Annotated in this window: 18 protein-coding genes and 4 pseudogenes; 9 read left to right on the top strand and 13 right to left on the bottom strand. The window is 68.2% G+C overall.

From position 1 onward, the window contains the following. Positions 1-454: 454 nt before the first annotated feature. A complete protein-coding gene (locus AQI95_RS42245) occupies positions 455-1384 on the bottom strand; it encodes an NADP-dependent oxidoreductase (RefSeq protein ID WP_067136587.1) in 930 nt (309 codons plus the stop codon). A 76-nt stretch (positions 1385-1460) separates the two neighbouring features. Here AQI95_RS42245 and AQI95_RS42240 point away from each other — a divergent pair, with 76 nt between their 5' ends. The 3 genes and pseudogenes from AQI95_RS42240 (at position 1461) to nadE (ending at position 3141) form a co-directional block, all read left to right on the top strand. Further along, positions 1461-1841 carry a winged helix-turn-helix transcriptional regulator gene (locus AQI95_RS42240; RefSeq protein WP_067136585.1) on the top strand — a complete coding sequence of 127 codons (381 nt, stop codon included), beginning with the start codon at positions 1461-1463 and terminating at the stop codon, positions 1839-1841. Positions 1842-1880: 39 nt separating this feature from the next. Next, positions 1881-2275 (top strand): annotated as a pseudogene (locus AQI95_RS49600) (IS630 family transposase); the annotation flags it as partial. Between the two features lie 78 nt (positions 2276-2353). Beyond that, positions 2354-3141, top strand: a pseudogene (gene nadE / locus AQI95_RS42235) (ammonia-dependent NAD(+) synthetase). Positions 3142-3420: 279 nt separating this feature from the next. Here nadE and AQI95_RS42230 read toward each other — a convergent pair. From AQI95_RS42230 to AQI95_RS42220, 3 genes are all read right to left on the bottom strand, one after another. Beyond that, positions 3421-3633, bottom strand: a complete 213-nt coding sequence (locus tag AQI95_RS42230; RefSeq protein ID WP_067136583.1) for a hypothetical protein — start codon at positions 3631-3633, stop codon at positions 3421-3423. 538 nt (positions 3634-4171) lie between these two features. Beyond that, on the bottom strand, positions 4172-4867 hold the full coding sequence (locus AQI95_RS42225; protein WP_067136581.1) for a type 1 glutamine amidotransferase domain-containing protein: 696 nt from the start codon (positions 4865-4867) through the stop codon (positions 4172-4174). Between the two features lie 65 nt (positions 4868-4932). Continuing rightward, positions 4933-5733 (bottom strand): maleylpyruvate isomerase family mycothiol-dependent enzyme, encoded by an 801-nt coding sequence (locus AQI95_RS42220; RefSeq protein ID WP_067136579.1) that lies wholly within the window; start codon positions 5731-5733, stop codon positions 4933-4935. Positions 5734-6467: 734 nt separating this feature from the next. Here AQI95_RS42220 and AQI95_RS42215 point away from each other — a divergent pair. Together AQI95_RS42215 and AQI95_RS42210 are read left to right on the top strand one after the other, a co-directional pair. Continuing rightward, a complete protein-coding gene (locus AQI95_RS42215; RefSeq protein ID WP_244189075.1) occupies positions 6468-7175 on the top strand; it encodes an alpha/beta fold hydrolase in 708 nt (235 codons plus the stop codon). A 197-nt stretch (positions 7176-7372) separates the two neighbouring features. Beyond that, positions 7373-7876: a hypothetical protein gene (locus tag AQI95_RS42210; protein ID WP_244189074.1), complete on the top strand. Its 504-nt coding sequence runs from the start codon at positions 7373-7375 to the stop codon at positions 7874-7876. Between the two features lie 287 nt (positions 7877-8163). Here the strand turns inward: AQI95_RS42210 and AQI95_RS42205 are convergent, their stop codons facing one another. Next, complete coding sequence (locus AQI95_RS42205) at positions 8164-8739, bottom strand: GNAT family N-acetyltransferase (protein ID WP_067136601.1); 576 nt, start codon at positions 8737-8739, stop codon at positions 8164-8166. Positions 8740-8897: 158 nt separating this feature from the next. After that, entirely contained in the window at positions 8898-9590 is a 693-nt protein-coding gene (locus AQI95_RS42200) for a DUF4232 domain-containing protein (protein ID WP_067136575.1), read from the bottom strand. 481 nt (positions 9591-10071) lie between these two features. Here AQI95_RS42200 and AQI95_RS42195 point away from each other — a divergent pair, with 481 nt between their 5' ends. After that, on the top strand, positions 10072-11094 hold the full coding sequence (locus AQI95_RS42195) for an alpha/beta fold hydrolase (protein ID WP_067136573.1): 1023 nt from the start codon (positions 10072-10074) through the stop codon (positions 11092-11094). A gap of 9 nt (positions 11095-11103) precedes the next feature. On the opposite strand, the gene AQI95_RS42190 is transcribed toward AQI95_RS42195, so the two are convergent. Further along, positions 11104-13722, bottom strand: a complete 2619-nt coding sequence (locus AQI95_RS42190) for a LamG-like jellyroll fold domain-containing protein (protein WP_079071950.1) — start codon at positions 13720-13722, stop codon at positions 11104-11106. Positions 13723-14053: 331 nt separating this feature from the next. Between AQI95_RS42190 and AQI95_RS42185 the strand changes: the two genes are divergently transcribed. Next, positions 14054-17386 (top strand): beta-galactosidase, encoded by a 3333-nt coding sequence (locus AQI95_RS42185; protein WP_244189073.1) that lies wholly within the window; start codon positions 14054-14056, stop codon positions 17384-17386. 106 nt (positions 17387-17492) lie between these two features. On the opposite strand, the gene AQI95_RS42180 is transcribed toward AQI95_RS42185, so the two are convergent. The 4 genes from AQI95_RS42180 to AQI95_RS42165 all read right to left on the bottom strand — a co-directional run bounded on the left by AQI95_RS42180 (position 17493) and on the right by AQI95_RS42165 (position 21456). Beyond that, positions 17493-19079, bottom strand: a complete 1587-nt coding sequence (locus tag AQI95_RS42180) for a Na+/H+ antiporter (protein ID WP_067136571.1) — start codon at positions 19077-19079, stop codon at positions 17493-17495. 138 nt (positions 19080-19217) lie between these two features. After that, positions 19218-19493, bottom strand: a complete 276-nt coding sequence (locus AQI95_RS42175) for a helix-turn-helix domain-containing protein (RefSeq protein ID WP_067136569.1) — start codon at positions 19491-19493, stop codon at positions 19218-19220. 213 nt (positions 19494-19706) lie between these two features. Continuing rightward, positions 19707-20423 (bottom strand): GntR family transcriptional regulator, encoded by a 717-nt coding sequence (locus AQI95_RS42170; protein ID WP_067136567.1) that lies wholly within the window; start codon positions 20421-20423, stop codon positions 19707-19709. Between the two features lie 199 nt (positions 20424-20622). Beyond that, positions 20623-21456 (bottom strand): alpha/beta fold hydrolase, encoded by an 834-nt coding sequence (locus AQI95_RS42165; RefSeq protein WP_067136565.1) that lies wholly within the window; start codon positions 21454-21456, stop codon positions 20623-20625. A 123-nt stretch (positions 21457-21579) separates the two neighbouring features. Here AQI95_RS42165 and AQI95_RS50515 point away from each other — a divergent pair. Further along, a pseudogene (locus AQI95_RS50515) lies at positions 21580-21914 on the top strand (helix-turn-helix domain-containing protein); the annotation flags it as partial. A 369-nt stretch (positions 21915-22283) separates the two neighbouring features. Here the strand turns inward: AQI95_RS50515 and AQI95_RS42160 are convergent. Continuing rightward, a complete protein-coding gene (locus AQI95_RS42160; protein WP_067136563.1) occupies positions 22284-22721 on the bottom strand; it encodes a cupin domain-containing protein in 438 nt (145 codons plus the stop codon). Positions 22722-23750: 1029 nt separating this feature from the next. On the opposite strand from AQI95_RS42160, the gene AQI95_RS42155 reads away from it, so the two are divergent. Continuing rightward, the gene (locus AQI95_RS42155; protein ID WP_067136561.1) at positions 23751-24155 is read left to right on the top strand and encodes a hypothetical protein; all 405 of its coding nucleotides are present in this window, start codon (positions 23751-23753) and stop codon (positions 24153-24155) included. A gap of 39 nt (positions 24156-24194) precedes the next feature. Here AQI95_RS42155 and AQI95_RS48575 read toward each other — a convergent pair. Next, positions 24195-24397, bottom strand: a pseudogene (locus AQI95_RS48575) (hypothetical protein); the annotation flags it as partial.

Below are 24397 nucleotides of genomic sequence, written 5' to 3'. Positions count from 1 at the left end.
TGGCGACCGCCCTGACGGGCGGGGTGGGTCGACGCTCATGGGTGTCCTTCCACGGTTCCGGAGAAGGGACGCGGCCCGGCGCGGCCACGGTTCCCGACCGCAAACCCCGTGCTGCCGAAACGCGCTGTGCCGGCCCTGGCACGGGCATGGCCCGTTCCTCGGTCCGCGCGGATCGAGGGACGGGCCATGCCGTACACACATGCTCCTGCTCGCCCCTCTCGACGGGGCGCCACGCGGTGTCCTGTCACAGTGCATCTGTCGGATAGCGAGCCGTTGACCTGCTGGGATGCCAGGTCGTTCGAGAGGGCGGAGGCTCGGGGTTCTCGAAGGACCTGGCATTCGCGGAAGTCGCGTTCGCGGTAGCGGCAGATGTGCTCCTCGTCGGGTTGTCACAGGCGCACGTCACCAGCCGTTCATCAGTGGAGCCTTGCTCACGCGAGGCCCCACGACGGGATCAGACGGTGAGCACGAGCTTGCCCTGGAGGTGACCGCCGTCGAGCAGCCGATGCGCGTCGGCGACGCACTCGAACGGGAACGTCTCCTGCACGTGGACCCGGAGCCTGCCTTGCTCGACGAGTTCGACCAGACCTCGCAGGGCGACCGGATCGGGGTCGACCGCGATGCCGCTGAAGCGCATGCCGGCCGCCTCGTACTTGGCGGCGAGCCCCGCATCCTCCTCGGCGACCGCCGTCACCAGGTGACCGCCGGGGCGGAGCACTTCGAGGGACCGCTCGACGGTGTCGCCGCCGATCGTGTCGAGCACGACGTCGACGTCGCGGACCGCCTCGGTGAAGTCGACCGCCGTGTAGTCGATCACCTCGTCGGCGCCGCACCCCTCGACGAACGTCCGCTTGCTCCCGCTTGCGGTCGTGATCACGTGCGCGCCGAGCGCTTTCGCGATCTGGATCGCGACGTGGCCGACCCCGCCGCCTCCGCCGTGGACCAGAACGCGGTCGCCCTCGGTCACACCGCCGAGATCGACGAGACCCTGCCACGCCGTCAGCCCGGCGACCGGCAACGCCGACGCCTCGACGTGCGAGAGCGACGCCGGCTTGCGTGCCAGGTGCAACGCCGGCGCCGACACGACCTCGGCGTACGCGTTCGCCGCCCGCGGGAACAACGGCATACCGAACACCTCGTCGCCGGGCCTGAACCGCCACGTCCCCGGCGCCTGTTCGACCACGCCGCTGATGTCCCAGCCGAGGATGAACGGCGGCCGGCCGATCAGCGGGAACTCGCCGGCGCGCAGGCGCGCCTCCAGCGGGTTCAGCCCGATCGCCTTGACGCGGACGAGAACCTCGGTCGGAAGGGGTTGAGGCTCGGGCGCGTCCACGATGGTGAGCACCTCGGGACCGCCGAGCGTCTGCTGGGTGATGACACGCATGACTCTCCTGGCTTGGGAGGGGGGAACAGAACCCAGGCTAGGTTTCCGACAGGAACCAGCAGGTACCTTTGGCGCCATGAGCGGTTTCGGTCCCGGAGATCCCTTTCTCGCCGACTGTCCGGCGCGTCTGGCGGTCGAACTCATCGCCGACAAGTGGACAGTGGTCGTGCTCTACGGCCTCAGCAAGGGCCCGGTGCGCCATGGCGAGCTGATCGGGCTGATCGGCGGCATCTCCCGCAAGATGCTCACCCAGACGCTCCGACGCCTCGAGGCGCACGGACTCGTCAGCCGCCACGCCTACGCCGAGGTGCCGCCCCGCGTCGAGTACGAGCTCACCCCGCTCGGGGCGACGCTCATCGATCCGATCCACATGCTGACCGAATGGGCGAGGGCGAACGGCGACGCGGTGCTCGCTGCGCTCGACGCCGATCCTGAGCCGGTCGCCCCCGGCGGCTGAGGCCAGGTGCAGTGAGAACGAGACCCACAAAGTAGGCCCCCGCTCGGGATTCGGCCCACCGCAGGGTCGGGCCGGGCCGAACAAGCACACCCCGACCGGCTGCCTACCACCTACCACCGCACCCACGGCGTACGGTACTTCCACGGCAGCTACCCGGTCGGCGACGACACGGTCGAACGTGCTTCACCCCGACCTACGCGTCCTGGGCCAACCCGATCCAGCCCCACTTCGGACCACCACGGCAGTTCACCATCGCCGACTCCAACCACCCCAACCACACGGGGCGGACCCGGGCCCCCCACGCCTACCTGCGCTGGCGCAACGCCAACGCCCGCCACCGAGACGTCCTGGCCGCCGAACGCCGCGAACGTACCCGTATCCGCGGCGAGAAGGGCCTCCGCTGCGGCGGACGCCCCCTCAGAACCGCAGCCTGACCTCACCCTGCGAGCCTGTGCGGTGACAGCACTAGCGCGGGCGCGTCAGCACTTCGTGAACCGGAACAAGGAACGGAAATGAGCGAGCCGGCGTCCATCGCCCTGCAGCAGGATATCGCCAGGGAACTCCAGGTCGCCGAGGCCTTCGAGGCCGAGCAGGAGATCGAACGCCGGGTGGCTTTCCTCGCGGAGCGGCTGACCTCCACCGGTCTGCGCTCCCTTGTGCTCGGCTTCAGCGGCGGCGTGGACTCCACCACCACCGGCCGGATGTGCCGGCACGCCGTCGATCGGGCCCAGGCCGCCGGACACGAGGCGCGGTTCTACGCGATGCGGCTGCCCTACGGCGTCCAGGCCGACGGGCACGACGCCCAGCTCGCGCTCTCCTTCATCCGGGCCGACCACGTGCTGACCGTGGACATCAAGCCCGCGAGCGCTGCCGCGCTCGAGGCATCGCTGGCCGCCGGCGTGAACCTCCGCGACGCCCACCACCAGGACTTCGTACACGGCAACATCAAGGCCCGGCAGCGCATGATCGCCCAGTACGCGGTGGCCGGCGCGCACGACGGCCTGGTCGTCGGCACCGACCACGCCGCCGAGGCGGTCTCCGGCTTCTTCACCACGTTCGGCGACGGCGCCGCCGACCTGGTCAAGCGCTGGGCGCGCCCGCCGAGCTGGTGTGGAAGACCCCGACGGCCGACCCGGAGGCGCTCGACCCGGGCAAGGCCGACGAGGACGCGCTCGGGGTCACCTACGACGACATCGACGACTTCCTGGAGGGCAAGCCGGTGGACGAACGGTCCTTCGAAACGATCCTCCGCCGCTACCGCCTCACCGAACACAAGCGCCGGCTGCCCGTCGCCCCCTGACGCCACGACCGGAAGGTTCGCCGAGTTGATCAACCTGGCGCGGCGAGGGGGCTCGCGCCAGGGGATGCCCCCTCGCCCGTGCCGCCTGACTCAGCTCCCGCTCCAGGACATGGGACGGTCCCCCACGCGCGAGTCACCGGCCCCCGTGCGGACTCGCTGTCCGGGAATTCGACCACGACAATCTGGTCAGGCTCCCAGTCGCCTTCGTAGGGCAGACCCTACTCGGACGATCGGAACTCAAGATCCACGTCCAACCGGTGAACCTTCCCTGTCACAGCGCTAGCACTGCGTGCCTTGTCCACCTGGGCTTCCCTCGCCGTTGAGCAGGTTTCCGAGCAATCCGTTGAGGACGCCAACCTCCCCGAGGATGTCGATGCACCCGCCGCTGGGGTGCATGCGCTCGGTGGTCAGGGCGTTGGCAGGACCGGTGCCCACAAGGCTGGCGCCGGCGATGATGGCGGCCGCAACAGCGGCCTTCTGTATGTTGCGCATTTGTCCTCCACGGGTCGGAGCGCGCCATCAGAGGATTCATGCAGTGCGCGCTCATCTCGGAGGCTAATTCGACATCTCCCGCGGCGCTCTTGGGGAAAGCCATCCGGGGGAGGCCGACCGGGCCCACACGAGGCGCACCTGCCCAGCCGAAGAGCTGATCCACCCAACCCGGCAAGAGCCATCACAAGCGGCCTAGACGTCACACATGGCGACGCTGACCAATAGGCCTCATCGCCAGCACAGGGCCGCCGCTATTTCCCCCCTCCCCACCGCGTGCTTTGGTCATCGACGCCAACAGCTCCTCGATCCGGGTTTCTCGCTCCGCTCGGCGGACCACCGGTCCCACCTTGGCGAACTGCTTGACGGTGAGGGGGCGGAGGGGCGGTGCCGGAGGATCGCGAGAAGGGTGTTCTTTGAACTGGGGGTGAACGCGGCCAGGGCCCGCTCTGGGGTCCCGATGAAGCGGAGACTCGTGGATCGCTCAGCAGTTGGCGAGCGGTGTCGTAACCGGTCACGAGCCAGACTTCGCGCCCCTCGGTCAGGACAGAGCCTTGACAATCTCTTTGGCGAGTGGACCCGACGAAGCCGGATTCTGCCCTGTGAAAAGGGTGCGGTCAACGACCGTGTACGGCTTCCATGCCGGACCTCGCGAATACTGCGTCGGCAACTTTTTCAGCTCGTCCTCCAGCAGCCACTTTGCCTTGTCGGCGAAACCGACGCCCGCCTCCTCTTCGTTACAGAAGCCCGTCACACGATAGTTCGCGAACGGCGTGTCACCGTTTGCGTCGCGGGTCGCAAGGAGAGCAGCCGGCGCATGGCAGACGATGCCGAGTGGATTGCCGGAAGCGAGTGCCTTTCGCAGCAGTGCCCCGGAGTCGGGATCGACCGAAAGGTCTTCCATCGGGCCGTGACCTCCGGGGTAGTAGACCGCGGCGTAGTCCTCAAGATGCACTTCCTTGAGGGAGATGGGACGTCGAAGCTCATCCGCCGACTCGATGACGGCCTCCTGCCGCAGGGCAGTCTCCTCGCCGCCGGCCATGCGAGGCTCCAGGCTCATCGTGTCCACAACGGGAACGACGCCGCCAGGAGTTGCCACGGTGATCTCGTGTCCGGCGTCGGTGAACACACCGTATGGAGCCGTGAACTCCTCGGCCCAGTAACCGGTCGGGTGCCGGTGTCCGTCCTTCAGGGTCCAGTAGCTCGCACCGGTCATCACGCAAAGGACCTTGGCCATACGACACTCCTCACGTATAGCGATTGATTGAGGCGATAGTAGATGAGCCGTCACGCAGCCCTCTGCTAAATGATGTTGAGGCAGTCGAGAAACGGTGTCGCGGCGGAGGCGTCCCCCGTGATACGGCAATGGTCACGCCAGGGTTTGCGGGTGGTGGCCCACGCGATGAACTCGATTGCCGTGCTGTGGACTCGGGCGGTGGCGTCGTCCACACCAGGTGCCACGGTCAGCTTTCCGTCCGGCCCGGTCGCCGGGAGGATGGTGACGGTGGTGGCGCCCGCCCCGGTCAGGTCGAGGACGAGGGGCTGGCTGACGGTAGCGGTGAGTTCGGGCACCTGCATCTGGGGGAGGCCGGCGAGCATGAAGTCTACGGCGGGGGCGACCAGGTCGTCGGTCGGTTCTGGGAGAGTGAACGGGAGCGGGCCGTCCGGGGCGAGCATGTCGTTGCGCAGGTGACAGAAGACGTTGAAGGCCATGGTGTTCGCCAGGAGGTGGCGCGGATACGTTCCGAGCCCAGGTACGTCGACGGGCTCGTCGGCCCGGGGCGGTTCCTGGGCCGCTTCCAGGAGGTCCAGCTGCCGGGGGGTGCTGCGCCGCCATTCGTCGAGGACGTCGGCGTGGCTCCAGCTGCGGCGTTCGTCGACGCGCAGGTCGTGGTAGCGCTCCCGGTTCCTCGGCAGTGCGGGGTCGGGTGGCGGCGGGTCGACCGCCTCGGAGGCGAGGGCCGCGAGGTGGGCCACCACGTCGATGACGCGCCAGCCGTCGCACGCTGAGGGCAGGTCCCATTGCTCGTCGGCGACCTTGGGGATGATCTCCGCCAGGTGCGCCGTGCTCGAGCGCGCGGCGGCGAGGCCGGCGCGGGTCATCGTTCCTCCCACGCTTCTTCGGAAGGGACGGCCCGGTCGGGAGCGGCTCGCGGGGACGTGCGGCAGGTCGCGGCAACGTCCGCGCGGGCGCGCCCATAGTCTGCCGCCAGGTGGAGGCGTTCGCGTACGACTTCCGCGATGGCCAGGTGCAGGCCGACGGCACGGGCGGTGCCGGTGGTCGTAGCGATAGCCATAAGGTCAACCGTATGACCGCTTGACAAAGACAGCAATTCGCCTATTTATACCCTCGCGCAACCAGCGGCGAGGCCTCAACCATCGGGATCCGCGCCTTGCAGCTCGACAAGAACCCTGGAGCCCAACAGCGACGGCATGTCGAGCGGCCACCACGCCCGGTGCCGATCATCCAGCACGGCCACATCGGATGCGCGGCAAGCGCAGACACGCGAAGATGGTGATCCACGACATACGGCGGAACGCGGATGATCACCCCTTCCGCGTCAAAAGCACCGTCCCGGTTCGCGTCGCCGACCGCACACGGCAATCGCGGCGGCTACGGCCGACGCCTTCCGCACAATCCTCACAGTTCTGAGCCGCCGAACAGGCCGAGTTCACCTTGTACGCCGAGGAAGTGGAAGCACATGACCGTCTCCGGAATCCTGACATCGGGCCAGGGCAGACTGGCCCTTGGAGTGGCGGTCCTCTCCGCCCTGGCCGTGATGCCGACTCACGCCGCGGACGATATCGGCAGGGCCCCGGCGGCCCAGAAGCCAACCGTGGTGCTTGTACACGGAGCATTCGCCGACGGGTCCAGCTGGAACGCAGTGGTGCAGCGGCTGCAGCAGGACGGCTACCAGGTCATCGCCCCACCCAACACGCTGCGTGGCATTCCCCAGGACTCGACATACCTGAACAGCCTCCTGAAGACCATCAAGGGACCGATCGTCCTCGTCGGACACTCCTACGCCGGCGAAGTGATCTCACAGGCGGCCGCCGGCGTCGACAACGTCAAGGCACTCGTGTACGTCAACGCCATCATGCCGGACAAGGGAGAGTCCTTCGCCAGCCTCTCCGGCAAGTTCCCGGCGGCCCCGCTCACCAAGGCCCTCAAGCAGGTTCCGTTCCGCAACGGCGACGGCACCACGGGCACCGACGTGTACATCCAGCCCGCCAAACTCCACGCCACCTTCGCCCAGGACCTCTCCCAGCAGCAGGCGTCCGTCATGGCATCGACACAGCGCCCGATCGCGCAGTCGGCCTTCACCGACAAGGTCACCGAAGCAGCCTGGCGGGACAAGCCCGTCTACGTGCTCGTCGGCAAACAGGACCGCGCCATCGATCCCAGCCTCGAACGGTACGAGGCCAAACGCGCACACGCACGCAAGACAGTGGAGATCAACTCCTCACACGTGTCCCTGGTCTCCCACCCGCAAGCCGTCACGGAACTCATCCTCAGCGCGGCTCACGACTCCGGCCAGCAATAGACGAACAGGCATGACCTGCCACAGCCGCGGGTTCGTCGATATCTCACTTGCGGCCGGCAGTTCCCGGTCAGCCGTTGTGCCGCCCGCAGAGTGCGGTCATGCATGAGATCCCCTGGTTCGAATACGACGAGGACGACCTGGATGTCGCGCAACGCGCGTTTGTGGAGGTTCTTGCCGAACGGGCGGGCTCCTGACTGGTGGACCCGCTCGACACCGTCGTGCTGCCGTCGGCGCACACCTCCGACGGCCGGCTGATCGTCTGTCTACACATCGGCGACCCGCAACGCAACCAGGGAGTCCTGACAGTGGGCGCCCACTTCGACGGCTCCGTCGTCCGTGGCGGCGCACTCCACAACCAGGACTTCACCATCCGGCAGACCCTGAGCGAGTTCACCTTCAGAGCCGAGGGCGGCCCTACGGAGCTGGGCAACAGAACGGCAGAGTGGTTCGAGGCGGTCCTCGCACGACCTCTGGTTCCCTGCGAATGGCATCACGAGAGAAAGATGTACGCGGTCCGCTACGAGTACGCAGATACGGGGCGAGGCCTCAGTGAGGGCTTTGAACACTCACTGGCACCCGACGCACTGCGGAAGAGACTGGCCGCCGACGGCGTGATCCGAGGCCGAGGGCGGATCAACCGTGCCGGTCTGGGCCAACCAGACGTCATCACACATGTCCGAGGCGTCCGCCCCCTGCAGTAGCTGCCGGACATCTCTCAGCTAGGAGCGTGGGTCAGTAACAGGAAACTGGTCGGGTGGCCGTCAGTGGTGGGATCAGTCGCGGTCGTCCGGTCGGCGCCTGTGAGGCCGGGATGGAGTTCTGCGCGTCAGGTGCGCGGCCTGATGGGGCCGTGACGAGGCTGGGGCAACTTCTTCTTGACCGGCCCGACCTCGAACAGCCCATCCTCACCACGCATATCGTGATCATTGAGCATGAAAGATCGCGAAGCGCCAGCAGGTCGCTGCCGGGCCCTCGTGCGTCGTCGTGGTCAGCTTTGCTGACGGAGGTCCAGCATGTAGAAGACCTTGTCGTAGCGGCGTTCGCCGACGGCGACGAAGCCGGACAGACGGCCGTATTCGGTGAAGCCCAGCGACCGGTAGAGATGCAGGGCATTGGTGTTGTCGCCACGGGCGTCCAGAGTGAGGACCTCGATACCCGTCTCCCGGGCGTCAGCGACCAAGGCAGCGGTCAGCGCCCGGCCGACACCACGACCATGAGCAGTAGCATCTACCGCAATCTTCTCAAGATCGGCGTGTGGCCGATGGGTCGGGCGGGCGTAGCGGAGCCAGTACCCCAACCCGACAAGCCGACGGTCGAGGTAAGCGGCCCGCAGGGCCGCATCCCCGGCTTGCACCGCAGCCACGACATGGCCGAGAAGCTCCGCCACCTCATCCCGCGAGGGTGGTTCAACCCAGCCCAGTGCGGCACCTCCACCGACCAGGTCCGCCAGGATCTGATGGGCTGACTCCGCAAACCGGGCCTCCAGCTCCGGATCGGCAGCCAGCTCCATAGCGTTAAGGATGGCTGGCTCACTGGTCACACCGCTGGTCATGGCCCGATTCATGACCGGCAGCCTAGGCCAGGCCAAGGCCCAGTCGGGACCCCGCGCTCCAGCCTCGGCGGAAGCCAAGCCGTTACTGACCCACGCTCCTAGACGTTGGATGGCCAAGATCCTGGCCGGATAAGGCAGTTGGCCACCAGCGCTCGCAGCGCGCACAGCTCTTACTTGGTCGTGTGTGTGGGGTAGACCTCAACGTCGGTGTAGGCGCCCTTGATCTTCCCCGCGCCCGCGGGCCACTTCAGGCTCACGGTGTGGGTCTCGTTCGGCGGCGTCACCAGGATGTCGGTCGGGGACGCGAGGCTCTTGCCGGTGTTGTCGATGTCGTAGGCGAGGTCGAAGACAGCAGCGTCGCCGGGCTTCAGAGTCGTGATACGCGGCTGGGCGTGGCCGCGCTCGATGGGGGTCGAGGTGTGGTCGGCGTCCTTGATGTCGACGCCCGCGAAGCCCGTCGCCGAGCAAGTGGTCGAACCCCGGTTGACCATGGTGATGTTGATCCTGCCGGAGGTCTTGTCGGGCGCGGCGTCGCTAGCGTCGATGGCCAGGTCCTCCGTCTTGCAGAACGTGACTTTGCCGCCGGTCCCCTGCGTGCCGTTCCCGGCGCCGGCGCTGGACTCGGTGTCCTTGCCGGAGCTCGACTTCGCGTTGCTGGAGCCCGCCTTCGTGTCGTCGGCCGCCGAGCCGCCGGAGCCCGAGCCGCCCTTCGACTTCGAGGCACCCTCCGAGGACGAAGAAGACGAGGACGAGGGGCTCTTGGAGGACGAATCCTTCCCGGAGCCGTCGTTGCCACAGGCGGTGAGCGAGAGGGTGGCGGCGAGGCCGATGGCGGTGAGAGCAGTGACGCGGGTGTACTTCACGGTGTTCCCCCAGGACTGGCGCGGTACGTGCGGTCGGAAGTATTTGTATCCCGCATCGAGTTACGGGCAGTCCACCGCGACGTCTTCGTTCTGTCACAGGCGTATTGACCTGACGGTCCGCCAAGGCGTCACCGTACGGTCGCGGGCAGGGCCGGCGCCACGAGCCGCGAGACCCCAGCGAAGTCGGTCCACCGCAGGTCAGCGAATCACGTCCGACTGACTTCGCTGCCAACGGACAGCCTGTGTCCCGTCTCTGTCGATTGGGTCACCGACGCGGTGCCGACCGCGCTCGGCCCAACGCCGCCCGGCGCCTCCGCCTCCCCGTCCGATGCTCCCCTGCGCCCGGCGGAGTAGTCGTAATGACTCCACCCGAAGGATGACCGCAGGTATGCCGTGCGCGATGCTGTGTGCCGTGACAGCTGATCTTCGCGGAGCAGGAGCAGGAAAGGGAGCAGGAGACGGAGCCGAGGGCGCCGCTTCGGTGTCCGCTCCGCCCTCGCTCCCTTCCGAGCGCCCGCACCGGCCACACCGCTCCCGGCTGCGGCGGTGGCTGCGGCGCCTCGCGCTGGGCTGTGGCGTCGTGCTGGTGGTCGTCACGGCGGCCTCGTTCGTCTACAACGGCGTCACGGCCGGACGCGCCACACCGCCGCGGGGGCTCAGGTACGTGCAGGCCGCCGACGTCCGCACGCGCTACCAGACCTGGGGTACGGCGGGCCCACCGGTCGTCCTGGTGCACGGCGCCTTCGAGTCCGTGGACACCTGGTCGCGCCTTGCCCCGCTACTTGCCCGCGACCACCGGGTGTACGCGCTCGACCTGACGGGCGACGGATACAGCGAGCGCCACGGCCCGTACACCGTCGACCATTTCACCCGGCAACTCCTGGGCTTCCTGGCCGCCATGCACCTCGGCGGACCGGGCGAGCGCCCGCTGCTGGTGGGGCACTCCAGCGGAGCCGCCGTGGTCACCGAGGCGGCGTTGCGGGCCCCCGGCCGACTGGGCGGTGTCATGCTCCTCGACGGGGACGCACTCGACACGGGTGCCGGGCCGCCACCGGCCTTGAAGTACGTGCTGTTCGACCCGTACCGCACCAGCCTGCTGCGGCTCGGACTCGGCGTCGACGCGGTGATCCGCAGCGTGTACGACGCACAGTGCGGGCCTGCCTGTCCGCGCCTGGACGCCGCCGGTCTGGATCAGTGGCGACGTCCGCTCCGGGTGCCGGGCGCGGAGAGCGCGCTGTGGAGCATGCTGGCCGCCGGGGTGCCGGGGCTGCCGGCGGACCAGGTGGCGCGGCTCGCCGGAGTGCGCCTGCCCAAGTCTGTGGTGTTCGGTGCCCAGGACGACGTATTCACCCGGCAGACGCCGCAGGAGACCGCCCGGCGCATCGGCGCACCGCCCGCGGCGCTCATCCCGGGCGCCCGGCACCTGACGATGATCTCCAGCCCCAAGGCGGTCGCGGCGGCCGTGGACCGACTCACGGCGGCATCGCTCGCGGCATCTCGGTGACACCGGCGATCAGGTCAGGACGAGCTCCAGTACGGTGACCGAGAGTGGCGGCACGGTGCTGGTGAAGGACGCTGCCGCTCCGGTGACGGTGCTCGTCCTGGGCACCAACGTGTCAGGTTCCGCGAGTGTGTTGGTGGCGGCGCGCGAGGGGCCCGTCAGAACCGTCGCGGTGGCCTTTCTCCTGACCCCGCGGGCCAGCCCCTTCAGTTCGATCGGCACGTCCAGTTGGTGGGTACGGCAGTTGACAACCGCGAGGTAGAGACGGTTTCCGGAGCGGGTGGCCACGGTGGCGAGGCCGGGCAGCGCTCGTGCGGTGGCCCGCAGCACCGTGTCGCCGAGCCTGCTCGTCAGCATGTGCTGGGCCCAATAGCTGGGCGACACATAGCTGGTGAGGTTGTCGTAGGCGATCAGGTTGGTGGCCCAGACGTTGTTCTTGACGTGCGAGAAGAGCGGCGCGTAGCACTCCATGAGGACTTGGTCCGAGTTGCGGATCAGCCCGGCCAGCCAAGCGGCGTCGCCGAGCGCCGCGTTGAGGTCGGGGGTGGGACGGCCCTCCTGGGCGGCCCACTCTCCGACGAACACCTTCGTCGCGTTGCGGTCCCGGTCGTCGTACTTGTGGGTGGAGGCCTGGGCGGCGGACGGCGCGAGGTAGTAGTGCTCGTCGATCAGGTCCGGCGTGCGGCTCGTCACGGGCGTCGTAGCGATCAGCTTGAGCTGCGGGTACTTCGCCTTGATCGCGTCATGGAAGGCCGCGAACCGCTCGTCGTAGGACCCCGAGGAGTCGAACCAGTCCTCGTTGCCGATCTCCACGAACTCCAGCGGGAACGGCTCCGGATGTCCGTCGGCGGCACGTCGTGCGCCCCAGGTGCTGGTGACAGGACCGGTGACGTACTCGATCTCGTCGAGCGCGTCCTGGACGAACGGCTGGAGCTTGTCGCCGGTGACGTGTTCGCCCTTGAGCGAGTAGCCGGCGTAGACGGCGAGGACCGGCTGGGCGTGCAGGTCCTCGACCCACTCCAGGTATTCGAGGAGTCCGAGGCCGTCCGTGGACCAGTACCCCCAGGCGTCGTCCATGTGGCCGGGGCGTTCCCAGACCGGGCCGATGGTGTTCTTCCAGTTGAACCGTGTCGCCACGGTGTTGCCCTCGACGAAGTTCCCACCGGGGAAGCGCAGGAATTTCGGCTTCAGAGCGACCAGTTTGTCCATCAGGTCGACGCGCAGGCCGTTGGGCCGGTTGTGGTGGGTGGGCGGGAAGAGGGACACATGCTGAAGCCACAGGGTCTCGCCCGCAGCGGTGGGGGCGGCCGTGGTGACGGTCAGCCTCGCGTCGCCGGCCACGGGGGTGCGCGAACCGGTGCGGAGGGTCAGCTCGAACGGGCGGCCGGGGAAGGCGGTGCCGATGTGGGGCACATGGGCGGACGCGTACACCGTCGCCCCGTCCGCCGACTCGATGGCCACCGTGAGCGGGCCGATGCGTTTCGACGCCTTGGCGAACAGCCGGGCGGTGTAGGTGGTTCCGGGCCGTACCGGTATGCCCCAGAAGCCGTCGTTGGCGACGCCGGCCCGGTTTCCGGCGCCCGCGCCGCTCGGCAGCACGACCTTGAGGGAACGGTCGAGCGCGGCGTTGAGCGGGGTGGTGGTGTCGAGTGCGAGGGTCGCTTCGCCGACGGCGGACCAGTGGACGGGCGTGCTGTCGTCGGCCATCATCGAGCGGTTCTGCACCAGCTCGGCGTAGATGCCGCCCTCGCCGGAGTGGTTGATGTCCTCGAACATCACACCGGGCAGGACGGGGGACACGGCGTGCCCGGGATTGCCGACGTCCACGCTCAGCAGCGGCGTCGTGGTCTGCGCCGGGACCCCGGCCAGCGCCGCGACCTGCTCGGGGGTGAGGACGGACGGGAACAGCCATACGTCGTCGACCAGGCCGTGCCACTGGTCGACGTGGCTGCCGCCGTAGAGGGCACGGCCGATGGCGGTGTCGCCGCTGCCCGCCCAGCCCTCGGTGTAGGCCGTCTCCCCCTCCAGTACGCCGTTGACGTAGAGGCGAAGGATGCCGGCGGTCGGGTCGCTGACGCCGACCAGGTGGGTCCAGGTGTCGGTGGTGGGTGCTGAAGCGGCGGCGGCCACCGCGGCACTCTGGGTGGCGTCCGAGTCGAGCCGGGCGAAGGCGAAGGTGCCGGTGTCGTCGCGCAGCCCAAGGTAGAAGGAGCTCACGATCTTGCCGTCGATGCTGACGGCGGTCTGGTAGCCGCCGAGCCGAGCGAGATTGACCCAGGCGCCCACCGAGAACGCCTTGGCGGTGTCGAGAGCCGGCCCGGACGCCGTGGCGTTGCCGCCCGCCGTGAGACTCAGGCCGTGGGGGCCTGCCTTGCCGGTGGCCCAGCCGGCCGCGCCCTGGAGCGTCGCGGTGCGGCCGTTGCCGGAGGAGTCGGCCGCAACGGTGCCGGAGCCCTCGTCGAAGGTCCAGTGAGCGGCTGCGGCGGGGAGGTCCGCCACGGTGGCGCTTGCGAAGGTGCCGATGCGTCCGGCTGCCCCGGCGGGAGCGGCGGCGGCGAAGGTCCCGGCGAGGGAGGCGGCGCCCAGGACGGTGAGGACGGTTCTGCGGGGCACTCCGGCTTCTCCAGGCATGTGATCCCTTCCCTCGTTCGATATCCCGTACGGCGATCGATACTTCGAGCAGCAGGGATCCTAGGGTGTCGGCAAGTCCCGTCAACACCCCTTGTGCAGCAACGCTTTTCAGACATCGTCCGCCCCCTCGGTTCCCGAAGAGAACAGCACCCGAGGTCTTGCGCCACCCCCGCCGACCCGCAACACTCCCCTAACGTCAACAGATTCACACATAATCCAAACCTCTGAAGTCATGAGTTCTGGTGCAGTGGTTGGCTTTCGGGGGGTGATCATCTCGTTGGAGGACCAGATGAAGGCTCATGGCCCGGGTCGCCGGGCAGCCAGAGGTTGCTTGTCGGTCGCTGCGGCCGTCGCCCTGATGTGTGGGGTGGGCACCGGTGTGCAGCCCGCGGCGGGCGCCGTCCCGACGTCCTCCGCCGCACCTGCCGCGGCCTCACCCGCGACACACTCGGTGACGTACGACGGCTACTCGTTCATGATCGACGGAAAGCGGACGTACCTGTGGTCGGGAGAGTTCCACTACTTCCGGCAGCCCAGCCAGGCCCTCTGGCTCGACACACTCCAGAAGATGAAGGCGGCGGGCTTCAACGCGGTGTCGCTCTACTTCGACTGGGGATACCACTCCCCCGTGCCCGGCGTCTACGACTTCACCGGCGTACGCGACGTGGACAAGCTCCTCGACATGGCCGACGAACTGGGCATCTACGTGATCGCCCGGCCGGGCCCGTACATCAACGCCGAAGTCGACGGGGGCGGTTTCCCCGGCTGGCTGTCCACCAAGGCCGGCAACACCCGCACCTCCGACCCGGAGTACCTGAAGTACAGCGACGAGTGGCAGACGCAGATCGACCGCGTCATCAAGCGCCACCAGCTCACCGACGGCACCGGCTCGGTCATCGAGTACCAGGTGGAGAACGAGTACTACCACGGCTCGGCGGCCGGCCGTACCTACATGAAGCACCTGGAGGACAAGGCGAAGGCCGACGGCATCACCGTGCCGCTGGTCGGCAACAACAACGGCACCTTCAACGCCGGTGACGCCGCCCTGGACGTGGACGGCGCCGACTCCTACCCGCAGGGCTTCAACTGCTCCAGTCCCACGAAGTGGAACGGCGTTCCCGACATCAGCTACGACCACGTGGCCGGAAAGCCGCTGGCGACCGCCGAGTTCCAGGGCGGCGCCTTCGACCCGTGGGGCGGACCCGGCTACGACAAGTGCGCCCAGCTCATCAACGACCGGTTCGCCGACGTGTTCTACAAGCAGAACATCGCGGTCGGCGCGACCTCGCAGAGCTTCTACATGACCTACGGCGGCACCAACTGGGGCTGGCTGGGCATGCCGGAGAACTACACCTCGTACGACTACGGCGCCGCCATCCGCGAGACCCGCCAACTCGACCCCAAGTACGACCAGGACAAGCTGATCGGCTACTTCACCCACGCCGTCACGCCCCTCACCAAGACCGACGCGCTCCCCTCCACACCCACCGACAACCCGAAGATCGTCGACACCGCGCGCGCCAACCCCGACACCGGAACCCAGTTCCACGTCCTGCGGCACACCGACTCCACCGCCACCACCAGGGACAGCGGTCATGTGACGATCGACCTCGGCGCCCACCCGGGATACACCTACGACGATACGGACCCGGCTCTCACGTACACCGGCGGCTGGTCGCACGTCGGCGCGGAGCAGAACTACACCGGCGGCGACTACCAGCACACCGAGTCGTTCTCGGACACCGCCGGGGACGCCGTGTCCGTGCCCTTCACCGGCACCGGCGTGAAGTGGATCAGCAACCTCGACTCGAACCACGGCATCGCCGACGTCTACCTCGACGGCAGCAAGGTCAAAACGGTCGACGGCTACGGCGCGTCCAAGCAGAACCAGTACGTGGCGTACCAGGCGAGCGGCCTCGCCAAGGGACCGCACACCCTGAAGATCGTGGTGACCGGGGCCAAGGACTCCGCCGCCTCCGGCGATTTCGTGACGGTCGACGCCGTCGACGTGACCACGGGCTCCGCCGCGACGGCCCCCGTCTACACCGTCCCGCAGCAGCCCGGCACCGCCCTCACCCTGGACGGCCGCGAGTCCTCGATCATCGTCGCCGACTACGACCTGGGCGGCAACCACCTCCAGTACTCCACCTCGCAGCTCATGACCGACGCCACCATCGCCGGACGGGATGTCACGGTGCTCTACGGCGACCACGGCTCGGACGGCGAGACGGTCCTGCACTACGCGTCCAAGCCGACGGTGACCTCCACAGGCGGCGGCGTCACCTCCACCTGGGACCCGGCCACCGGCGACCTCCGCCTGAACTACCAGCACACCGGTCTGACCCGGATCTCCGTCACCGGAGGCGCCCACCCGCTGCTCCTGCTGCTCGCCGACACCGATACCGCCAAGACCTTCTGGCGGCAGGACACCGCGGCCGGCCCGGTTCTGCTCCGCGGCACCCATCTGCTGCGCGGAGCGGCATCCAGCGGGAAGACCCTGCATCTGACCGGCGACACCGGCAAGGACGGTTCGGTCGAGGTCTTCGCCGACGCCGTCTCCCTGACCTGGAACGGCACATCAGTCCGCACAACGGCCTCGGCAAGCGGCAGCCTCACCGGCACCGTGCCCACCGCCGCTCCGATCGCCCTGCCGGCCCTGACCCACTGGAAGCACAGGCAGGAGTCCCCCGAGGCGCAGGCCGGCTTCGACGACTCCACGTGGCAGGTGGCCGACAAGACCACCACGCACAGCACCACACAACCGGGCAGCCTCCCCGTGCTGTTCGCCGACGACTACGGCTTCCACACCGGCAGCACCTGGTACCGCGGCAGGTTCACCGGCACCGGCAAGGAGACCGGTATCACCCTGGCCACGCAGAGCGGCGGCAAGGCCGCGGCCTCCTCGGTGTGGCTCAACGGCACCTTCCTCGGCAGCTCCACCGCCGACGGCCGCAAGACCTACGCCTTCCCGGCCGGAGCGGTCAAGGCCGGCGGCGGCAACGTGGTGTCCGTGCTGACGGTCGACATGGGCCACGAGGAGGACTACGACGAGTCAAACGGCAACAAGGCCGCCCGCGGCCTGACCGGCGCCCTCCTCGACGGCGATCCGCTGAACACGATCACCTGGCGGCTGCAGGGTGTCCGCGGCGGCGAGAGCCCCGTCGACACCGTACGCGGCCCGCTGGCCACCGGCGGCCTCTACGGTGAACGGGCCGGCTGGATGCTGCCCGGCTACCCCACCGGCAACTGGACCCCGGCCACCCTCCCCGCGACCGACACCACTCCCGGCGTCTCCTGGTACACCACCGACGTCGCCCTCGACCTGCCCGAGGGACAGGACACGTCGCTCGGCCTGACCGTCACCGACGACCCGTCCCGCACGTACCGCGCCGAGATCTACGTCAACGGCTGGGACATGGGCAACTACGTCAACTACCTCGGCCCGCAGCACAGCTTCCCGGTCCCCGACGGCATCCTGAACCCGAACGGGCACAACCGCATCGCCATCGCCGTATGGAACCTGGACGGCTCCACCGGCGGCCTCGGCAAGGTCGCGCTGACCGACTACGGAAGCTACGCATCCTCACTGAAGGTCACGCAGAACGACAGCCCGCGCTACGACCGGAAGCGATACGCCATGCCCACCGCGCCGGGCATCGGCTGATCCCGGAACGAAGTGGTGCGCCGGGTGCAGCAACGCAATCGGCGCACCATCGCGCCGCGGCCGCAGCCGGGGCCGGGGCCGGTGGCGCGGCTGCTGGAATCGGCATTCAGTCGCGGGGACGGAGGCTGGCTTCTTCGAGGTCGAGTTCGTGCTGGATCCGGCGCCGGGTGGGGTTGCTGATCTTGTTCGCTTCGTAGAGGCGCTGGAGCTCGGCCGCCTCGATGGCGATGAGTGTCCGGCGTATCTCCCGGTAGGCGTCCGCAGGGCGGGCGTCCGGGTCGCTGTAGTGGGCGTCCTCGACCTGGTGGATGCGCGCTTCCAGATGACGACGGGCCTGTTTCAGGGCGGCCTCGGCGGCGGTACCCAGCTGGGCGAGCTGGTCCAGATCGCCCAGCAGTTTCAGCTCGTCGAGAGCGGCGTGGGCGATGTGGCGGCGGGTGCGCGCCTCCTCGCGGGCGGTGTGCTCCGGTTCCAGAGCGATGCCGGAGCGGCGGACCACGGGGGCCAGGGTGAAACCCTGGAAGACGAGAGTGAGCGCGACGGTCCCGGTGGTGAGCGTGAGGACGAGCGCCCGGTGCGGCAGCGGCGCCCCCGTGTGGGTGACCAGGGGGACGGAGAGCGCGGCGGCCAGCGGCATGACGCCTCGGGTGCCCGCCCAGGACAGGACGGCCGGGACGCGCCAGGAGAGGCGGTTGTCGCCCTCCCCGTGCCGGTGGTGGATCAGGGCGGACAGCGGGAAGATCCACAGCAGTCGGATCGCGAGCAGAGTGAAGGCGATCACCGGCACCCACAGTGGCCAGCCGTGCTCGTCACGCGCGAGATGACGCACGGTCGAGGGGAGTTCGAGCCCGATCAGGGCGAAGACGACGCTCTCCAGCAGGAAGGTCACGGTGTCGTAGACGGCGTGGACCTGGAGGCGGACGGGGGCGTCCGCGAGCTTGTGGCCGGTGCTGCCGAGGACGACCCCGGACACGATGACGGCGGTCACGCCGGAGGTGTGCGCCTGCTCCGCGATGACGTAGGAGGCGTAGGGAGTGACCAACGCGATGACCGTCTCCAGCATGGGGTCGTCGGTCCGTCTGCGGATCAGGGTCACCAGCGCGGCGAGCGCCGCCCCGACGAGAGCTCCCCCGCCCGCAAGGATCACGAACTGCAGGGCGGTCCCGGACACGCTGATGGTGCTGCCGGACACCGCGGTGGCCACGGCGACCTTGTACAGGACCAGTGAGGTGGCGTCGTTGAACAGGCTTTCCGCCTGCACCATGGCCTGCACGCGTGGCGGGAGAGACAGGCGCCGGCCGAGCGCGGTCACGGCCACGGGGTCGGTGCTGGCCAGGACGGAGCCGAGGATGAACGCGGTCGCGGCGGTGAGCGGGGTGATCGCATGGGCCACGTACCCGACGGCGACGGCCGAGGCGAGGACCAGGCCGAAGACCAGGCCGGTCACGGGCCGCCACACGGTGCGCAGGTCGCGGACGGAGATTTCCCCGGCCGAGGCGTAGAGCAACGGTGGCAGCACCAGCACGTTGATCACGTGGGGCGGCAGGCGGACCTCGGGAACCCAGGGCATCAGTCCCACGACCAGACCCGCGACCACGAGGAGCGAGGGGGCGGGCAGGCTCCAGCGCCGGGCACCGGTCGCCACGGCGGTGGCCAGGACCACCAAGAGCAGGACGACGATCAGGCCGGTCATGGAGCGTCCCCGGAGAGTTGCAGCTTGCGGCCCCCTGTGACCAGGTGCTTTACCAACGTAACCGACATGCGGCGGTGCCGCAGCCGACGGGGATCCACGACCGTCCCAGGTCCGGTACGCCGTCCGCGCCCGGCGGTGTCACCGGCAGTCCCGGCCGGCGATCCGGTGCAGGGTCGGCGCGGCGCCGAAGAGCTGGACGCCGCGGACGGCGCGCGGGTTGACGACGGTCAGCTCGGTGACACGGGCCGGGCGGTTGTCGACCGTGTCGGGATGCACGTCAAGTGCCGGAGCCGTACGGCGCCGGTCGAAGTCACAGTCGAGCAAGGCGGCCACGGTCGCGGTCAGGCCGGGTTGGCTGTCCAGCGGTTCCGGCAAGGCGCCCGGTTCGGGTGCGCTGTCCGCGGCCTCCGACAAGTAGCAAGTAGTAGCCGAGCGGCACATCCCGCAACCGGCGCACACCGGGCTTGTCCGCGACGGCCCCGACGCGGCGTGCTCGTTCGGCCGCTGCAGGGATCTCCTTGAGGGTGCTCGCAGTGGCGGCACCCACGATCGACGCGGTCGTGAGACGGGACGAGAGGCGACCGCGACGGCGTCGAGTGCGGTCCGGGACGGGGTTCGGGGGACGGCTCAGCGGAAGACGGTGATGCTGGCCTCGGCGATCGACGGGCTGGCCGCGAGCGCGTCGATGATCTGCTGCTGAGAGGTTCGCGTGCGGATGTCCATGGCGGCTCGGGCCGCGACCGTATCGCGGTCGCGGACCGCTTCCCAGACCGCACGTCGTTGATGCGCGGCTGATACCGAGAACGGAAGCGATCCCAAGGTGATCCGCAGAACTCGTTCCAGCTCGTCGAAGACCTGGATGACCGACCGGGCCAGCCTGTCGTTCCCGCAGTTGTCGGCGATGATCGCATCGAACTCCAGAGTGGCGCGAAGGAATGCCTCGATGCTCTCCGTGTCGCGTAGCTCGTAGGACTGGCCGAGGAGTTCTTCCATACGGGCGAGATCATCCTGCGGGCAGCCGCGCTCTGCGGCGAGGGCGGCGGCCTCCGTCTCCAGAAGCCGGCGGAAGGCACACAGATCGCGTGCCCCCTTCAAGGTCACCGGCAGGATCCGGTATCCCGAGCGGGGGAGCACATCGACCAGCCCATCGCGCTGCAGCCGGGTCAGGGCCTCTCTCACCGGCATGGTGCCCGCGTCGGTCAACCGCGTCAGATCTGTCTTGGTGACCTGGGTGCCGGGTGCCAGGTCAAGCTCGATGATCCGCCGCTTGATCGCGAGATACGCGCGCTCGGTGGCGCTCAGGCCGGGGTGATCCGTGCTGAGGATGGCGGGCAGATACTTCACGCACCCATCCTAGGATTTGATATCTCAGTTACAAGTTCTTGGATCTTAATAGGCAGTGCAGGCGCTGGCTCCGGCTGGTCCGGGGAGATCATGTCCGGTCTTGCCCGGCCTCTCTGTCGGCGTTCTCGCCGGACCTCGCGGGGGCACAATCGAACCCGTCGGCCTGAGGGGGCGAAACAGGGAGGGGCAGGGCAAACGATCAGTCCGTCGTTGCCGTCAGCTGCTTCACAAAAGTGTCTGCGACCTGCGCAACCCACTCCGGATCCTCAAGCGGCGGGTAATGCCCGATGCCAGGCACCCTCAGCAGCTGTGCCGCCGAGCCCATCTCGGCGGCCGTGTCATCGACCAGCTCCTCCTGCACGAAGAAATCGTCGGTGCCCTGCACGAGCAGGACCGGGCACCGCACATCGCCGAGCCGGCCGCGCAGATCGTGGGAAGCCCACGCCTGACCGTCGAGCTGACCGGCCTGCTGGGAGGTGCTGCGCTGGAGCCACCGCAGCTCGGTTTCCTGCTCGGCTGTCAGCTTCTTGCTCGCCGAGGTCACCGCCGCATACTCGAGGTGATCCGTCCAGCCGGCGTCGGGCGCGATTGTCCGACCTGCCAGCAATGCGGCAGCCTCGGCCGACAGCGGTGTCCACGACGCTGCTTGCATCGCGACGACACCTCGGTAGCTCTCTCCATGGTGCGCGGCAAGATCCAGTGCCGTCAGGCCTCCGACAGAGGCGCCGAGCACAAAGGGCGAGATTCCCGGCAGCACCGTGCGCACGAACGCGTGCACGAACTCGGCGTGGTCGTGAATGGAAGTCCCCGGCTGCCACTGTGCCGGGTAGGACCGGCAGTGCCCAGGAAGATCGGGTGCGATCGCGCGATATCCGCGTTCAGCGAGCAACGGCAGAAGGTGTCGGTAGATCCGAGAGTCCGTGGCCCCCGGGTGGATGCAGACGATCGGGACGCCTTCGCCGGCCTCGTCGAAGTAGGTGCGTGCACCGTTGACCGCGACATAGCGGCCCGTGATCGGTTCGAAGATCGTCATCACTCAACTCCTTGCTGGTCACATGCAGAGACTCCTCGGCCGCATGGCAGCGGCTCACTGCCAGTATTAAGGCATCGGAGATCTCTGTGATGCAAACTGAGATCTCAGCCTCACAGGGATGCGATGGACTTCGAGATCCGGGATCCGGACGGTAGCTCAGGGGCCGATGAAGCTGCTGCGTGAGCGGTAGGCATACTCCCGGGTCATGCAGCAGGGGCCGAGCGACAAAGAGGCGTGCCGGATCGTCGGCATCAACGAGAAGACCGGTCGACGCTGGCGTAATGGCCGTAGCGCCGCCGACCGCAGGCAGAAGGCAGAAGGCGACGGTCCGGGCTATCGCCGCCGAGCTGGGCCGAAGCCCGTCCACCATCAGCCGGGAGATCCGCCGCAAGCGTCCCGTCGGCGCCCGTGGCCAGTGGCACTACCGCCCGCACGCCGCCCACGCCCGTGCCAACGCCCTTGACGGTGTGTGCGTATTTTCTCCGTTTTGATCTCCTCGTCGCTGATCGGGCAGGGCGCCACCCACGGCGCTCAGCGGGCTGGCTCTTCGGCAGACCATTGGGCAATGTCCAGATAGAAGGCGCGGACGCAAATGAACTCGTCTTTGGTGTTCAGCCTGGGGCTGGTGACCTCGACGAGGATGCCGTCTGAACCAACCGCTCGGGTGCTGGCGCAGGCGGTGCGTCACCATGAGTCGGTCCGGCTGGCAGAACATGTGCGCGTTCGTGAGATCGATGACGATGAAGACCGGAGGTTGCTGCGAAGCCCGGCACCTCTGCACCTGGACCGCTGCTCCGGAAACTTCGCGCTCTTGTCGATCTCGCAGGTCAGCCTTCGGAGGGACGCGGGGCGCGCAGGTGTGCCCGTTCCTTCAGCTCCTCCTCGTCGACCAGCTTGAGCATCGGCTGACCCGGCGCGCACACCATGGTCACCACGAACTTGGTCGGCGCGTCAGACAGGGCGTTGCCGTCCTGGTAGTGGATCACGTCACCGCCTGGCTCCCAGAACGTCCCACCGGCCTCGACCACACGCTCCGGCTCACCCTCGAGCTCGAACCGGACCGCGCCCTCCATCACGTAGCCGAACGACGGGCCCGAGTGGCGATGCGGAGGGAGCCCGGGGTGACCGGGAGGCCACTCGACGAGGATGGTCATTCCCGAACCACCTTCGGGGAAGAAGGGCGGAGTGACTTCCTGCAGCAACTTGACTTCGGGCGGCAAGGAAACCTCGTGGGCGCTCCCGTGCTCTGGGTTCTTCGCTGACATGCACCACACCTCCGTAGGCCCGCCCGGAATGGACGATATTGCGTCGGCCATCGCATTCCGGACCGGTGTACCGACCCACTCGTTCGGCGGTGACCGAATTCGCCGGTTCCCGGCTCACACAACTCGCTTCGCGATGAGGACAAGCCACAGCCCGCATCCGTGACAGGACGTGTGCCTTCTGCCTCACCCAAACGGTCTCGACACCACCCTGCCTCCCGCCGGCGGCCGCCACAATCCGGGAGCCGGCGGCATCGAGACCGCATCGCGCCATGTCATCGGCGGGCATCTAGCGCCGCATCAGTCAGCATCTGCCCTGTTGTGATGTGACGCGCCGCTCGGGTGCTGGCTCAGGCGGTGCGTCGCCATGAGTCGGTCCGGGTGGCAGCACGTGTACAGGTTCGTGAAATCGATGACGATGAAGGCCGGAGGTTGCTGCGGATCATCCACAGAGGCACCGGCTCAGCCATGACATGGCGGCTCGCCCAGATGGTGCTGTCAGCACAAGGCGTGGCGGTGGCGGAGATCGCCGACGTGAGCCGGTCGTGGTCTTATGTGTCGATGGGTTCGGTCCGCTCAACCGCCAGCCGCGCCCCGATAGGCAGTGAGCCGAACGCGGTGGCAAGCACAGGGATCCCGAGCCCAAGCCCAGGCCGCGGCGGCGGGCGGTTTACACCCACCCGCGTGGAGTGCGCCACCTGTTCGCCGCCTACGACCTAGGCAAGGACACGCTCTACAGCCACATCACCGAGACTGCGAGCCTGACCAGCCCAACTTGATCACGAACGTGCTCACCACGACTGCCCCCGTCCACGACGTGCAGGTGACCCACACGATCCACGGAGCCCAGGTGGGTACTGCGGCACACCACCACCGCAAGCCGAGCCTTCGCCGACCCGCAGGACCTGATCAACACAATCCGCCGCGCCCTGCGCCGACTCCAGTACCGCAACGGCGTCCTCGCCGGCTGCCTCGTCGGAACCGGACTCATACCAGCACCACCATGATGGAGCTGGATGAGATCATCCGGGCATGAGCGCAATTGAGCGGATGTCTGCCAAGGACCTGCAGACCATCAGGGAGTGCCTGGACGCGGCCGTGAGAGGGCCGTTCTTCCCCGACTGGGAGTTCCACACCCTGATGGGCTTCACCCGGGAACAGATTGCCGCAATTGTGGAGGCTTGGCCGTCATTTTCCGAACCGGATGACCTAGACGACGCAGTGAACAACGTGCTGAACACCTTGCTCGGCTATCCGCACGGCTGCGAGTCCCGGTGGCATGAGTACTCCAGCGCAACTCCTCAGCAGATTGCGCGAGTGCTGGCCCGCTGGCGCGGCGAGGACTATCTCGACAGAACCGCCAAGGGCACATTCGACCGCTTCCGCCGACGCCCACGACACCACGCATCCAACGTCAGTACTGGCAACCTCGCGTAATCGGGAGTCGCGCATTCTTCAGCCCCTGAGGGGTCGTTGTCACCCTGAGTGGTCACCGGGGGTGTGGTTGCGCCAAGTTCCGCTGGCCTCTTCGGCGAAGAGGACGGTGGCGTCGTCGTTGTCGGCCCACTGCTCCGCGGTCAGGGGGAGGCCGGCGACTTGCTGGTGCAGGGTGGCGAGGGAAGCGGCGAGGTGTCCCTGGCCGGTGGCGGTGGATCGAGATGCGGGTTCGCAGGTGACAG

The organism is Streptomyces yokosukanensis (assembly GCF_001514035.1).
Taxonomy (GTDB): Bacteria; Actinomycetota; Actinomycetes; order Streptomycetales; family Streptomycetaceae; genus Streptomyces; species Streptomyces yokosukanensis.
The sequence above is the reverse complement of the archived record's forward strand: the minus strand, read 5'-3'. Positions and strand labels throughout refer to the sequence as shown.

Bases quoted from the DNA above. Each gene is read 5' to 3' on its own strand.
- AQI95_RS42160 (WP_067136563.1), bottom strand. From the start codon at position 22,721: ATGTCAGCGAAGAACCCAGAGCACGGGAGCGCCCACGAGGTTTCCTTG.
- AQI95_RS42225 (WP_067136581.1), bottom strand. From the start codon at position 4,867: ATGGCCAAGGTCCTTTGCGTGATGACCGGTGCGAGCTACTGGACCCTG.
- AQI95_RS42230 (WP_067136583.1), bottom strand. From the start codon at position 3,633: ATGCGCAACATACAGAAGGCCGCTGTTGCGGCCGCCATCATCGCCGGC.
- AQI95_RS42165 (WP_067136565.1), bottom strand. From the start codon at position 21,456: ATGACGATCTTCGAACCGATCACGGGCCGCTATGTCGCGGTCAACGGT.
- AQI95_RS42190 (WP_079071950.1), bottom strand. From the start codon at position 13,722: ATGCCTGGAGAAGCCGGAGTGCCCCGCAGAACCGTCCTCACCGTCCTG.
- AQI95_RS42180 (WP_067136571.1), bottom strand. From the start codon at position 19,079: ATGACCGGCCTGATCGTCGTCCTGCTCTTGGTGGTCCTGGCCACCGCC.
- AQI95_RS42240 (WP_067136585.1), top strand. From the start codon at position 1,461: ATGAGCGGTTTCGGTCCCGGAGATCCCTTTCTCGCCGACTGTCCGGCG.
- AQI95_RS42205 (WP_067136601.1), bottom strand. From the start codon at position 8,739: ATGAATCGGGCCATGACCAGCGGTGTGACCAGTGAGCCAGCCATCCTT.
- AQI95_RS42155 (WP_067136561.1), top strand. From the start codon at position 23,751: ATGAGCGCAATTGAGCGGATGTCTGCCAAGGACCTGCAGACCATCAGG.
- AQI95_RS42220 (WP_067136579.1), bottom strand. From the start codon at position 5,733: ATGACCCGCGCCGGCCTCGCCGCCGCGCGCTCGAGCACGGCGCACCTG.
- AQI95_RS42245 (WP_067136587.1), bottom strand. From the start codon at position 1,384: ATGCGTGTCATCACCCAGCAGACGCTCGGCGGTCCCGAGGTGCTCACC.